General features: G+C 69.7%; 12 protein-coding genes and 1 riboswitch. Of the genes, 7 read left to right on the top strand and 5 right to left on the bottom strand.

Annotated elements, in window-relative coordinates; translation table 11 throughout:
- The 4 genes from GTW40_RS05090 to GTW40_RS05075 form a co-directional block, all read right to left on the bottom strand.
- Window positions 1-1,044, bottom strand: a 1,044-nt coding sequence (locus GTW40_RS05090; RefSeq protein ID WP_161178939.1) for a glycoside hydrolase family 3 protein, incomplete at its 3' end; no start/stop codon positions are given.
- An 8-nt stretch (window positions 1,045-1,052) separates the two neighbouring features.
- On the bottom strand, window positions 1,053-1,901 hold the full coding sequence (locus GTW40_RS05085; RefSeq protein WP_161178938.1) for a carbohydrate ABC transporter permease: 849 nt from the start codon (window positions 1,899-1,901) through the stop codon (window positions 1,053-1,055).
- Window positions 1,898-2,884 carry a sugar ABC transporter permease gene (locus GTW40_RS05080; protein WP_161178937.1) on the bottom strand — a complete coding sequence of 329 codons (987 nt, stop codon included), beginning with the start codon at window positions 2,882-2,884 and terminating at the stop codon, window positions 1,898-1,900. The genes GTW40_RS05085 and GTW40_RS05080 overlap by 4 nt, the downstream gene beginning before the upstream one ends.
- 190 nt (window positions 2,885-3,074) lie before the next feature.
- A complete protein-coding gene (locus tag GTW40_RS05075) occupies window positions 3,075-4,346 on the bottom strand; it encodes an extracellular solute-binding protein (protein ID WP_161178936.1) in 1,272 nt (423 codons plus the stop codon).
- A 409-nt stretch (window positions 4,347-4,755) separates the two neighbouring features.
- Between GTW40_RS05075 and GTW40_RS05070 the strand changes: the two genes are divergently transcribed.
- The 6 genes from GTW40_RS05070 to GTW40_RS05045 all read left to right on the top strand — a co-directional run bounded on the left by GTW40_RS05070 (window position 4,756) and on the right by GTW40_RS05045 (window position 11,939).
- Entirely contained in the window at window positions 4,756-5,520 is a 765-nt protein-coding gene (locus tag GTW40_RS05070) for a GntR family transcriptional regulator (protein ID WP_161178935.1), read from the top strand.
- A 258-nt stretch (window positions 5,521-5,778) separates the two neighbouring features.
- Complete coding sequence (locus tag GTW40_RS05065; protein ID WP_161178934.1) at window positions 5,779-6,042, top strand: DUF3311 domain-containing protein; 264 nt, start codon at window positions 5,779-5,781, stop codon at window positions 6,040-6,042.
- Window positions 6,039-7,649, top strand: coding sequence for a sodium:solute symporter family protein (locus GTW40_RS05060; protein WP_161178933.1), 1,611 nt, complete (start codon window positions 6,039-6,041; stop codon window positions 7,647-7,649). The genes GTW40_RS05065 and GTW40_RS05060 overlap by 4 nt, the downstream gene beginning before the upstream one ends.
- A 78-nt stretch (window positions 7,650-7,727) precedes the next feature.
- Entirely contained in the window at window positions 7,728-8,234 is a 507-nt protein-coding gene (locus tag GTW40_RS05055; protein WP_161178932.1) for a GNAT family N-acetyltransferase, read from the top strand.
- A gap of 28 nt (window positions 8,235-8,262) precedes the next feature.
- Window positions 8,263-8,424: riboswitch (cobalamin riboswitch) on the top strand.
- 123 nt (window positions 8,425-8,547) lie between these two features.
- Window positions 8,548-10,926 carry a ribonucleoside-diphosphate reductase subunit alpha gene (locus GTW40_RS05050; protein WP_161178931.1) on the top strand — a complete coding sequence of 793 codons (2,379 nt, stop codon included), beginning with the start codon at window positions 8,548-8,550 and terminating at the stop codon, window positions 10,924-10,926.
- Entirely contained in the window at window positions 10,926-11,939 is a 1,014-nt protein-coding gene (locus GTW40_RS05045) for a ribonucleotide-diphosphate reductase subunit beta (RefSeq protein ID WP_202485404.1), read from the top strand. Before GTW40_RS05050 ends, GTW40_RS05045 begins: the two co-directional genes overlap by 1 nt.
- Here GTW40_RS05045 and GTW40_RS32970 read toward each other — a convergent pair.
- Entirely contained in the window at window positions 11,852-12,103 is a 252-nt protein-coding gene (locus GTW40_RS32970; protein ID WP_237525342.1) for a hypothetical protein, read from the bottom strand. The two genes, GTW40_RS05045 and GTW40_RS32970, sit on opposite strands and share 88 nt — an antisense overlap.
- A 93-nt stretch (window positions 12,104-12,196) precedes the next feature.
- On the opposite strand from GTW40_RS32970, the gene GTW40_RS05035 reads away from it, so the two are divergent.
- The coding region (locus tag GTW40_RS05035; RefSeq protein ID WP_202485403.1) for a DJ-1/PfpI family protein at window positions 12,197-12,802 on the top strand (606 nt) is incomplete at its 3' end.

Here is a 12,802-nt window from a genome sequence, read left to right as displayed (position 1 = left end):
CCCGGCGTCCGGCGCGGTGCCGGCCCCGGCCGTCCCGGTGCCCCACGCGGCCAGTTCGCGCACCCGGCGGGCCGCGTCCCCGAGCCGTTCCTCGGCGAGTTCGCCGGAGCGCACCGCCCCGACCAGCGCGTCCCGCAGCCGTCGTACCGTCTCGTCGTCCGCGAGGCCGCCGCCCACGCAGATCGCGTCGGCACCGGCGGCGATGGCGAGGACGCTGCCGCGCTCGATGCCGTAGGTGCCGGAGATGGCGCGCATCTCCATGCCGTCGGTGACGATGAGGCCCTCGTAGCCGAGTTCCCCGCGCAGCAGACCGGTGAGGATCGGCCGGGAGAGGGTCGCCGGGCGGTCCGGGTCCAGGGCGGGGACGAGGATGTGGGCGCTCATCACCGCGCGCGTGCCCGCCTCGATGGCCGCCCGGAAGGGGGCGAGGTCGCGGCGGTCCAGGGTGTCCGCGTCCACGTCGATGCGGGGCAGCGCGTGGTGGGAGTCCACGGCGGTGTCGCCGTGACCCGGGAAGTGCTTGGTGCAGGCGGCGACCCCGGCCGACTGGAGGCCGCTCACGTACGCGGCGGCGTGCCGGGCGACCAGGTCGGTGTCGGCGCCGAAGGAGCGGACACCGATGACCGGGTTGGCGGGGTTGGAGTTGACGTCGGCGGAGGGGGCCCAGTTGAGGTGGACCCCGCAGTCGGCCAGGCGGCGGCCCAGTTCCCGGGCGACCGCGCGGGTCAGCTCCACGTCGTCCACCGCGCCGAGGGCGTGGTTGCCCGGGAAGGACGAGCCGGTACGGGCCTCCAGGCGGGTGACGTCGCCGCCCTCCTCGTCGATGGCGACCAGGACGTCGGGGCGTTCCGTACGCAACTGCGCGGTGAGGGCGGACAGTTGCTCGGGCGAGGTGATGTTGCGGCCGAACAGGCCGACCGAGGCCAGGCCCTCGCCGAGGCGGCGCAGCAGCCAGTCGGGGGCGGTGGTGCCGGTGAAGCCGGGCTGGAGGACGGTCAGCGCGTCCCGGGTGAGGGTGTCGCTGCCGCGGGCGAGTGTCGTCATCGGTGGCGTTATCCCTTCACGGCGCCCGCGGTCAGGCCCGCGGCCATCTTGCGCTGGATGATGAGGAACAGGACGACGATCGGCACGGCCATCATGGTGGCGCCGGCCATCATCGGGGCGTATTCGGTGCCGTTCTTGGTGGTGAAGTTGCCGAGCCACACGGTGGCCGTCTGGTGCTCCTGGCTGAGCAGCATCAGGGCGTAGAGGTACTCGTTCCACGCCTGGATGAAGCCGTAGACCGAGGTGGCGACCATGCCGGGGGCCAGCAGCGGGAAGACCACGCGCAGGAAGGCACCGGTGCGCGAGCAGCCGTCCACCATGGCGGCCTCCTCCAGCTCGCGCGGGATGTTGACGATGAAGCCGCGCAGGGTCCACACCGTGAACGGGAGGATCAGGGTCAGGTACGTGATGATCAGGCCGGGGAGTCTGTCGTACAGGCCCAGGTCGTTGAGCAGCAGGAAGACCGGGATGATCATGGCGACGAGCGGGACCATCTGCACCGCGAGGATGCCGACGATGACGACCTTGCGGCCGCGGAAGGCGAAGCGGGAGATGGCGAGCGCGGCGAGCGTGCCGACGACGAGGCCGATCAGCACGACGGACACGGACACCACGAGGCTGCGGCCGACCGGGCCCCAGAAGTCCGCGATGGCCAGCGCGCGGCGGAAGTTGGCGAGGGTGAACCCCGTGGGCAGCAGGCTGGGGTCGGGGTCGATGGCGTCCTTGGCCGGTTTGATGGCCGTGTCGAGCATCCAGTAGACCGGGAAGCCGAGCGAGACGAAGACGAACAGGCCGAGGGCGTTCCAGCCGAACCGGGCCGTGCGGCGGCGGGGGGCGTGGGAAGCCGGTGCGCTCATTCGACCTCTCCGATCTTCAGCATCTGGCGCATGTAGACGGCGACCACGGCGAGCATCAGCAGGATGGTGACGACAGCGATGGCCGAGCCCTGCGCGTAGTCGTTGACCACGAAGGCGCGGTCGAAGGAGTAGGTGGTCAGCAGCTGGAACTCGGGTTCGGGGTGGCCGCCGCGCATCACGAAGACCTGCGGGAAGACACCCATGTCCCAGATGACCGACAGCGTCGTGAGCATCACGAGGACCGGCTTGAGGATCGGCAGGGTGACATGGCGGAAGACGCCCCAGGCGCCCGCGCCGTCGAGCCTGGCCGCCTCCTCCAGTTCCTTGGGGACCTGGGTGAGTCCGGCGCTGAGCGTGATGATCACGAAGGGCACCGCGCCCCAGACCACCAGGAGCATGATGACCGCGAGCCCCTGCGGTCCGCTCGCGAACCAGTTGTGGCCCACCATGTCGACGCCGGGGAGCTTGCTGAGCAGGGCGTTGAGGATGCCGTAGTCGGAGTCGAAGAGCCACTTGAAGACGGTGGTGGCGACGATGACGGGCATGCCCCAGCTGGCCACCAGGACGATGTTGACCAGGGTGCGGACCCAGCCGGAGACCCGCTGGAGCAGCAGCGCGATCAGCATCCCGAGGACCATGGTGAGGATCACCGAGCCGCCCGCGAAGATCAGCGTGCGCAGCACGACCTGCCAGAACTCGCCGTCCCCGAGCACCGCCGAGAAGTTGTCCAGGCCCACCGACTCCGGCGGCTGGAAGCCCCACAGCTGGGACTGGCCGAACTTCTGGAACGACAGGGTGACCAGCCGGACCAGCGGGTAGCCCATGACGAGGGCGAGGACCAGCAGACAGGGCGCGAGCAGCAGCCAGGGCGTGGTCGCGTCGCCCTTCGCGCCGGGCCGGCGCGTTCTGTCCGGTGCGGCGGGGGGCGGTGCCTGGGGCGGTGGCGGCACCTTGGCCGGGGTGGTCGTGTCTGCGGCACTCATCGCGCGCTCCTCAGCGGTCCCTCTGGTCGTACGCGGGCGGCGGCCGCGCGGTGGGTCTGGGCGTACCCGGGCGGCCGCGCGCCCGGGTGGGCGGCGGCCGGTTCCCGTGCGACGGGAAGTTCCCGTGCGACGGAAAGTGCGCGGGCACCGGCCCCGAAGCGGTCCGGGGCCGGTGTGCTCCGCGCTCGGGTCACTTGCTGTTGATGACCTTGTCGATCGCGGCATCGGCCTGCTTCGCGGCGTCCGCGGGCGACTGCTTGCCGGTGCCGATGCTCTGCAGCATGTTCTGCAGGATCTGCGCCTTCTCGACCTGGCCCCAGCCGGGCGCCATCGGCACGAACCAGCTGGACTCGGCCGCGACGGCCGGTACGGCGGTCGCCGGGTCGTTCTTCAGGGTGGCGAGGTCGGACTTGTTGTTGGGCAGGTTGCCCTTGGCCATCAGGCCCTTCTGCCCGGAGGGTCCGGTGTAGGCGGCGATCCACTCGGCGGCCAGCCCCTGGGCCCTGGACTTGACCGGGACGGCGAGGTCGGAGCCGCCGAGGAAGACCGGCATGTTCTTGCCGGACGGACCGGGCATCACGAAGTTCTCGAGCTTGTCCTTGAGCCCGCCGACCTTGTCGGTCTTCGGGTCGGCCGCGGTCGCGCCTTCCCAGGCGGCACCGAAGATCATGGCGGAGTTGCCCTGGCCGAAGACGATGGGACGGTCGGACTCGTCCTTGGTCTTGTCGCCGTGCATGTACTTGTCGAGGACCGTCTTGAACTCGGTCAGGCCCTTGAGGGACTCGGGCGAGGACAGGCTCGCCTTCCACTGGCCGCCGCTCTCCTTGGCGATGGCGCCGCCCGCGTCGTAGACGAAGGACATGGCGGCGTACCAGTCGCGGGAGGGCTGGTACCAGGCGCTGAACTTGCCGCCCTTCTTCTTCTGGATCTTGTCCAGGTCGGCGGTCAGCTCGGCGTAGGTCTTCGGGACCGCCTTGACGCCGGACGCGGCGGCCACGTCCTTGCGCCAGGTGGCGACCCGGCCGCCCGCGTAGTACGGCACGCCGTAGGTCTTGCCCTGGTACGTCACCGAGGCCTTGAGGCCGTCGAGCCAGTCGGCGGACTGGGTGAACTTGCCCGCGTCCAGCGGGGCGAAGGCGCCCTTGACCATGTAGCCGAGCATCTCGGTGTTGCCCATCTCGACCACGTCGGGGGCCTTGTCGGTGGCGAGGACGGCGTCGAGCTTGGTGTTCTTGTCCGGCCAGCCGTAGTACTCGTGCTTGACCTTCAGGCCGGGGTGCGCCTTGACGAGGGCCGCGTCGGCCTCCTTCACCAGCTCGGGCCAGTTGTTCTGGGCGTCGACGGTGAGCCAGACGGTCAGCTCCTTGGCGTCCGCCCCCTTGTTGTCGTTCTCGCTCCCGCACGCCGCGACCGAGACGATCATGCCCGCGATGCCGATCGCGGCTGTCAGTCTGCGCTTCACGCCACCCTCCTCAAGGGACGCCACCCACCCCCCTGCCTCCCCCGCGACGCACGGCTGCGCGCCGTACCACCCGTGGGACCGGGAACTGGACCAATGGTGTAGACCAGCACCGGGAGCCTGACCCACGCCAATGAGCATGTCAAGGGTGTTCCTGCGGGCCACGGGCGTCCGTGATGCGACCGAGATATGCAGGGACCTTTCATTGCTCAAGCGACAGATCGGACGGACCAGTTCCGGTGGACCACTGGCAGGAAACGCGGCGTGGACTAGACCAGCAGAAGTAGCGACGGTATACAGGGAAGTCACGGAGCGTGCGGGCCGGAACGGGTCGCGCGCGGCCGTGCCACGATGTGGGCCGTGGCCGATGGACGTCGGTCGCTTTCGGCGTCCGGAGCCGGGAAGGCAGAGCATGAGCACCGATGTCAGCAGGGCGGAGAACGAGGCCGGCGCGACCGTCCGAACCGCGCGCGTGCCCAAGTACTACCGCCTCAAGAAGCATCTGCTGGACATGACGGAGACGCTTCCCCCCGGCACCCCCGTCCCGCCCGAGCGCACGCTGGCCGCCGAGTTCGACACCTCCCGCACCACCGTCCGCCAGGCCCTCCAGGAACTGGTCGTCGAGGGACGCCTGGAGCGCATCCAGGGCAAGGGCACCTTCGTCGCCAAGCCCAAGGTCTCCCAGGCGCTCCAACTGACCTCGTACACCGAGGACATGCGCGCCCAGGGCCTGGAGCCGACCTCGCAGCTCCTCGACATCGGGTACGTCACGGCCGACGACCGGCTCGCCGGGCTGCTGGACATCAGCGCGGGCGGGCGCGTGCTGCGCATCGAGCGGCTGCGCATGGCCAACGCCGAGCCGATGGCCATAGAGACCACCCACCTCTCCGCCAAGCGCTTTCCCGCGCTGCGCCGTTCGCTGGTGAAGTACACCTCGCTCTACACCGCGCTCGCCGAGGTCTACGACGTCCATCTCGCCGAGGCGGAGGAGACCATCGAGACCTCGCTGGCCACCCCGCGCGAGGCCGGACTGCTCGGCACCGACGTGGGCCTGCCCATGCTGATGCTGTCCCGCCACTCCCTGGACCGCGAGGGCAATCCGGTCGAGTGGGTGCGCTCGGTGTACCGGGGCGACCGCTACAAGTTCGTGGCGCGTCTGAAGCGGCCTGTGGACTGACAATCCCGCCGCGGGCCCGGTCGGCTGGGGGTCCGGGGGTTATCCCCCGGGGCGATGCAGCGTGGCCCGGCTGAAGCGGCCGGTGGACTGAGAATTCCGCGATCCCAGGACTGACCTGCGGCGCTCTCACCGATCCCCGCACCTCACAGCGGTATATCAATACACGGATGAGGGGTTCCGCTCCCGCCTGCCGTCACCTAAATTGCCAGCGCATCACGCAGTGATCAACGCTGATCAACGAGGGGACGGAGCGGTGGCATGTCCGAATCACCCGAAGTGAGGCCCCCGGTGGTGACACCGGTGCGTGTCGTCATAGGCCTGTGTCTTCTCGCGCCGTTCGTCGCGATGCTGTGGGTCGGCTCGTTCTCGAAGACGGACCCGACGTTCATCGGCATCCCGTTCTTCTACTGGTACCAGATGCTGTGGGTGCTGGTCTCGACCTCGCTCACGATGCTGGCGTACCAGCTGTGGCAGCGTGACCAGCGCGCCCGCAAGGCACAGAGCGGGGGTGCGTCCCAGTGAAGGACGGCGTCAACGGCGTGGCGCTCGGCGTCTTCGTCTTCTTCTTCCTGGCCGTCACGGTCGTGGGATTCATGGCCGCGCGCTGGCGCAAGGCCGAGAACGAGCACTCGCTGGACGAATGGGGCCTGGGCGGCCGGTCGTTCGGCACCTGGATCACCTGGTTCCTGCTGGGCGGCGACCTCTACACGGCGTACACCTTCGTCGCCGTGCCCGCGGCGATCTACGCGGCCGGTGCCGCCGGGTTCTTCGCGGTGCCGTACACGATCCTGGTGTACCCGCTGATCTTCACCTTCCTGCCCCGGCTGTGGTCGGTCTCGCACCGCCACGGGTACGTCACCACCTCGGACTTCGTGCGCGGGCGGTTCGGCTCGAAGGGGCTGTCGCTGGCGGTGGCGGTCACCGGCATCCTGGCGACCATGCCGTACATCGCGCTCCAGCTGGTCGGCATCCAGGCCGTCCTGGACGTGATGGGCGTGGGCGGCGGCGAGAACACCAACTGGTTCGTGAAGGACCTGCCGCTGCTGATCGCCTTCGGTGTGCTCGCGGCCTACACCTACTCCTCGGGCCTGCGCGCCCCGGCGCTGATCGCGTTCGTGAAGGACGCGCTGATCTACATCGTCATCGCGGTGGCGATCATCTACATCCCGATCAAGCTGGGCGGCTTCGACCACATCTTCGCCGCCGCCGACAAGAAGTTCACCACGGCGGGCGCGGGCGGTCTGGTCCCGGCTCCGGCGGGCCAGTGGACGTACGCCACGCTGGCGTTGGGCTCGGCGCTCGCGCTGTTCATGTACCCGCACTCGATCACCGCGACCCTGTCGTCCAAGAGCCGTGACGTGATCCGCCGCAACACCACGATCCTGCCGCTGTACTCCCTGATGCTGGGCCTGCTCGCGCTGCTCGGCTTCATGGCGATCGCGGCCGGGGTGAAGGTGGCCAACGGGCAGCTGGCGATCCCGCAGCTGTTCGAGGACATGTTCCCGTCCTGGTTCGCGGGTGTGGCCTTCGCGGCGATCGGTATCGGCGCGCTGGTCCCGGCGGCGATCATGTCGATCGCGGCCGCGAATCTGTTCACCCGGAACATCTACAAGGACTTCATCAAGCCGGACGCGACGCCGAAGCAGGAGGCGCAGGTCTCCAAGCTGGTGTCGCTCCTGGTGAAGGTGGGCGCGCTGGCCTTCGTCCTCACCATGGACAAGACGGTGGCGATCAACTTCCAGCTCCTGGGCGGCATCTGGATCCTCCAGACCTTCCCGTCGCTGGTCGGCGGTCTGTTCACCCGCTGGTTCCACCGTTGGGCGCTGCTCGCGGGCTGGGCGGTCGGCATGGTCTACGGCACGCTGGCCGCGTACGGGGTCGCCTCACCGACGCAGGCGCACTTCGGCGGCTCGGCCAAGGAGATCCCGGGCATCGGCGAGATCGGCTACATCGGTCTGACGGCCTTCGTGCTGAACGTCGTGGTCACCGTGGTCGGAACCTTCGTCCTGAAGGCCCTGAAGGCCCCCGAGGGCGTGGACGAGACCGCGCCGGGCGACTACACGGCGGACGCGGGCGACGCGGGCGTCGAGGTGGAGCTGCCGCCTGCGACGGCGGGCAGCACGCACTAGCCGCCTGTCGCTCAACTCCCTTGCGGGCCGCCGGAAACGCGAGAGCGCCGGCGGCCCGCTGTCGTCCACACTCACGGTATGGACTTCCTCATCCGGCAGGCCCGCCCCGACGAGTACGCGGAGCTGGGCGAGATCACCGCACAGGCCTACCTCCAGGACGGGCTCCTCGACTTCGGGGAGGGCGACGCGTATCTGGCGGAGCTGCGGGACGTGGCGAAACGGGCGGCCGCCGCCGAGGTGCTGGTGGCCGTGCGGGACGGGGTGCTGCTGGGCGGTGTGACGTTCGTCCCGTCCGGCGGTCCGATGAGCGACATCGCCGGTGCGGGCGAGGCCGAGATCCGGATGCTGGCGGTCGCGCACGCGGGCCGGGGGCAGGGAGCCGGGGAGGCGCTCGTACGGGCCTGCGTGGAGCGCGCGCGGGCCGTGGAGGGGTGTGTACGCCTCGTGCTGTCCACTCAGCCGACGATGCGCGCCGCCCATCGCATCTATGCGCGTCTCGGCTTTGTTCGCACACCCGAGCGGGACTGGAACCCCATGCCCGGCCTGCTGGAGATCGCCCTGCTTACCTACGAGTTCACGCTCTGAGACCACCGCGACACACGACAGACACAACATCTGGGGGTGCGACGACAGCGCGGCACTAGATGTATGCTCATGCTCGCTGTCGCCGCAGGGGAATCCGGTGCGAATCCGGAACTGTCCCGCAACGGTGTACTCGCGTGCTTTGCGCACGCCCGCTTCAGTCCGAGGACCTGCTGACAGCGCGCCCGGCCGTCCGGTCCGGGTGCCCTGAAGACGTCCGGGCCTCGTGGAGTGGGCCGGTGGACGCGACGCGTGCGCGCTCGTGCCCTCCCCTGCCCTCCGCCAGGCCCCCGTGCCCAGCGAGGGAGAGCCCCACGTGACCATCGCGCCGTCCGACCCGGCTTCAGCCACCCCGGTGAACCGGGTGGAGAACGACGGTCCCGGAGCAGTGCTGCTGCGGACCCTGACCGAGCTGACCGCGGACCTTCCCGACGCCGACCCCGGCCGGGTCGCCGCCGCCGCGCTGCGCGGCCGCTCGGCGCGGGCCGACGAGGCCGAGCTGCGCGAGCTGGCGACCGAGGCCGCCGCCGGTCTGATCTCCGAGGACCCCGCCTACTCGCGGCTGGCCGCCCGGCTGCTGACGCTCTCCGTCCGCGCCGAGGCCGCCTCGCAGGGCGTGACCAGCTTCACCGAGTCCGTGGCCGTGGGCCACCGCGAGGGCCTGGTCGCCGACCGCACCGCCGACTTCGTCGCGCTGCACGCCGCCCGCCTCGACGCGCTGATCGACCCGGCCGCCGACGACCGCTTCGGCTACTTCGGCCTGCGCACCCTGCACAGCCGTTACCTGCTGCGCCACCCGATCACCCGCAAGGTGATCGAGACCCCGCAGCACTTCATGCTGCGCGTGGCGAGCGGTCTCGCGGAGAACGACAGTGCCCCGGCCGTGGACGAAGTGGCCGCGCTCTACGGCCTGATGAGCCGCCTGGACTACCTGCCGTCCTCCCCCACGCTCTTCAACTCCGGTACCCGGCACCCCCAGATGTCGTCCTGCTACCTGCTGGACTCCCCGCTGGACGAGCTGGACTCCATCTACGACCGCTACCACCAGGTGGCCCGCCTCTCGAAGCACGCGGGCGGCATCGGTCTGTCGTACTCCCGTATCCGCAGCCGGGGTTCGCTGATCCGGGGCACCAACGGGCACTCCAACGGCATCGTGCCGTTCCTGAAGACGCTGGACGCCTCGGTGGCCGCGGTGAACCAGGGCGGGCGGCGCAAGGGCGCGGCGGCGGTGTACCTGGAGACCTGGCACTCCGACATCGAGGAGTTCCTGGAGCTGCGCGACAACACCGGTGAGGACGCGCGCCGTACGCACAACCTGAACCTCGCGCACTGGATCCCGGACGAGTTCATGCGCCGGGTCAACGCCGACGAGCAGTGGTCGCTGTTCTCCCCGGCGGACGTGCCCGAGCTGGTGGACCTGTGGGGCGAGGAGTTCGACGCCGCGTACCGCAAGGCGGAGGCGGCGGGCCTGGCGAAGAAGACCATGCCGGCCCGCGATCTGTACGGCCGCATGATGCGCACCCTCGCGCAGACCGGCAACGGCTGGATGACCTTCAAGGACGCCGCCAACCGCACCGCCAACCAGACGGCGCTGCCGGGCAACGTGGTCCACTCCTCCAACCTCTGCACGGAGATCCTGGAGGTCACCGACGACGGCGAGACCGCGGTCTGCAACCTGGGCTCGGTGAACCTGGGCGCCTTCGTGGTGGACGGGGACATCGACTGGGCGCGCCTGGACGAGACCGTCCGCACGGCCGTGACCTTCCTCGACCGGGTCGTGGACATCAACTTCTACCCGACCGAGCAGGCGGGCCGCTCCAACGCCAAGTGGCGTCCGGTGGGCCTGGGCGCCATGGGCCTCCAGGACGTCTTCTTCAAGCTGCGCGTGCCCTTCGACTCCCCCGAGGCGAAGGCGCTGTCCACGAGGATCGCCGAGCGGATCATGCTGGCCGCCTACGAGGCGTCCGCCGACCTCGCCGAGCGCAACGGCCCGCTGCCCGCCTGGGAGCAGACCCGTACCGCCCAGGGCGTGCTGCACCCCGACCACTACGGCGTCGAGCTGACCTGGCCGGAGCGCTGGGCCGCGCTGCGGGAGCGGATCGCCGCCACCGGCATGCGCAACTCGCTGCTGCTGGCCATCGCCCCGACGGCCACCATCGCCTCCATCGCGGGCGTCTACGAGTGCATCGAGCCGCAGGTGTCCAACCTGTTCAAGCGCGAGACGCTCTCGGGCGAGTTCCTCCAGGTCAACTCCTACCTGGTGCAGGAGCTGAAGGACCTCGGCGTGTGGGACGCCCGCACCCGTGAGGCGCTGCGCGAGGCCAACGGCTCGGTGCAGGACTTCATCTGGATCCCCGAGGACGTGCGGGCGCTGTACCGCACCGCGTGGGAGATCCCGCAGCGCGGCCTGATCGACATGGCCGCCGCGCGGACCCCGTTCCTCGACCAGGCGCAGTCGCTGAACCTGTTCCTGGAGACGCCGACCATCGGCAAGCTCTCCTCGATGTACTCCTACGCCTGGAAGTCGGGTCTGAAGACCACGTACTACCTGCGTTCGCGTCCGGCGACCCGTATCGCCCGCGCCGCCCAGGGCCAGGCCCCGGCGGCCAAGACCATCCCCGTCCAGCAGGTGGCCGACCCCGACGCCGTCGCCTGCTCCCTTGAGAACCCCGAGTCCTGCGAGGCCTGCCAGTGATGTCCGACGAGACGAAGAACCTGCTCGACCCCGGCTTCGAGCTGACTCTCCGCCCCATGCGCTACCCCGACTTCTACGAGCGCTACCGGGACGCCATCAAGAACACCTGGACCGTCGAGGAGGTCGACCTCCACTCGGACGTCGCCGACCTCGCGAAGCTCTCCCCCGAGGAGCAGCACCTGATCGGCCGCCTGGTGGCGTTCTTCGCCACGGGTGACTCGATCGTGGCGAACAACCTGGTGCTGACGCTGTACAAGCACATCAACTCCCCCGAGGCGCGGCTCTACCTGAGCCGTCAGCTCTTCGAGGAGGCCGTGCACGTCCAGTTCTATCTGACGCTGCTCGACACCTATCTGCCCGACCCGGACGACCGCGCGGCCGCCTTCGCGGCGGTGGAGAACATCCCCTCCATCCGCGAGAAGGCCGAGTTCTGCTTCAAGTGGATCGACTCGGTCGACAAGCTGGACCGCCTGGAGACCAAGGCCGATCGCCGCAAGTTCCTGCTCAACCTGATCTGCTTCGCGGCGTGCATCGAGGGCCTGTTCTTCTACGGCGCCTTCGCGTACGTCTACTGGTTCCGCAGCCGGGGTCTGCTGCACGGTCTCGCGACCGGCACCAACTGGGTGTTCCGCGACGAGACGATGCACATGTCCTTCGCCTTCGACGTGGTCGACACCGTCCGCAAGGAGGAGCCGGAGCTGTTCGACGACCAGCTGGAGCAGCAGGTCAAGGACATGCTCCGGGAGGCCGTCGGCTCCGAGCTGCAGTTCGCGCGCGACCTGTGCGGTGACGGCCTCCCCGGTATGAACACCGAGTCGATGCGCCAGTACCTGGAGTGCGTCGCCGACCAGCGCCTGGTGCGCCTCGGCTTCGCCCCGGTGTACGGCTCGGAGAACCCCTTCTCCTTCATGGAGCTCCAGGGTGTTCAGGAGCTGACGAACTTCTTCGAGCGCCGCCCGTCGGCGTACCAGGTCGCGGTGGAGGGCACCGTGGACCTGGACGAGGACTTCTGAGGCTGAGCCTGAGTCTCCCTTCCCTGGTCCTTCTGGGCCTGCCTGAGCTGTCGGTCGACGCGCCGGTCGCGCACGATGCCGAACACCGAGGGCAGGACCAGGAGGACCAGGATGCCGAGGGTGGCGGTCATTCCGATGAGACCTTCGATCTGGTTTCCGTTCATGGACACCACTGTCCTGCGTTTCACTCCTGACCGGCACTGGCAGGACTGCCGCGCACCCTCGATTTACTGCCAGCCGCGAGGCACACTGGCAGCATGCTGAAGAACGTGGCGGCCGTACTGCTCGACGGGGTCCACCCCTTCGAGCTGGGCGTGGTGTGCGAGGTGTTCGGCATCGACCGCAGCGAGGAGGGTCTGCCGGTCTACGACTTCGCCGTGGTCTCGGCGGAGGGCCCGACCCTCTCCACCCACTGCGGCTTCACCGTCTCCACCCCGCACGGTCTGGAGCGGCTGGAGGAGGCCGATCTGATCGCCGTCCCGGCCGGCGAGACCTACGCGGAGCGCGACTACCCGCCCGAGCTGCTCGACGCCCTGCGCCGCGCCGTCGCGCGCGGTACCCGGGTGCTCAGTGTCTGCTCGGGCGTCTTCGTGCTGGCCGCGGCCGGACTCCTCGACGGCCGCCGCTGCGCGGTGCACTGGCGCCACTCCGAGCAGCTCACCCGGCGCCACCCCCGGATCACCGTCGAGCCCGACGTGCTCTACGTGGACGAGGACCCGCTGATCACCTCGGCGGGCACGGCCGCGGGGATCGACGCCTGCCTCCACATCGTCCGCAAGGAACAGGGCCCGGAGGTCGCCAACAAGATCGCCCGGCGGATGGTGGTCCCCCCGCACCGCGACGGCGGCCAGGCCCAGTACATC

Origin of the sequence: Streptomyces sp. SID4985 (assembly GCF_009863025.1) — a bacterium.
Lineage (GTDB): Bacteria > Actinomycetota > Actinomycetes > Streptomycetales > Streptomycetaceae > Streptomyces.
This window is presented reverse-complemented; position numbering and strand designations above follow the sequence as displayed.

Excerpts from the sequence above, each read along its gene's own strand:
- GTW40_RS05055 (WP_161178932.1), top strand. The coding sequence starts at position 7,728 with ATGGACTTCCTCATCCGGCAGGCCCGCCCCGACGAGTACGCGGAGCTG.
- GTW40_RS05085 (WP_161178938.1), bottom strand. The coding sequence starts at position 1,901 with ATGAGCGCACCGGCTTCCCACGCCCCCCGCCGCCGCACGGCCCGGTTC.
- GTW40_RS32970 (WP_237525342.1), bottom strand. The coding sequence starts at position 12,103 with ATGAACGGAAACCAGATCGAAGGTCTCATCGGAATGACCGCCACCCTC.
- GTW40_RS05080 (WP_161178937.1), bottom strand. The coding sequence starts at position 2,884 with ATGAGTGCCGCAGACACGACCACCCCGGCCAAGGTGCCGCCACCGCCC.
- GTW40_RS05070 (WP_161178935.1), top strand. The coding sequence starts at position 4,756 with ATGAGCACCGATGTCAGCAGGGCGGAGAACGAGGCCGGCGCGACCGTC.
- GTW40_RS05045 (WP_202485404.1), top strand. The coding sequence starts at position 10,926 with ATGTCCGACGAGACGAAGAACCTGCTCGACCCCGGCTTCGAGCTGACT.
- GTW40_RS05065 (WP_161178934.1), top strand. The coding sequence starts at position 5,779 with ATGTCCGAATCACCCGAAGTGAGGCCCCCGGTGGTGACACCGGTGCGT.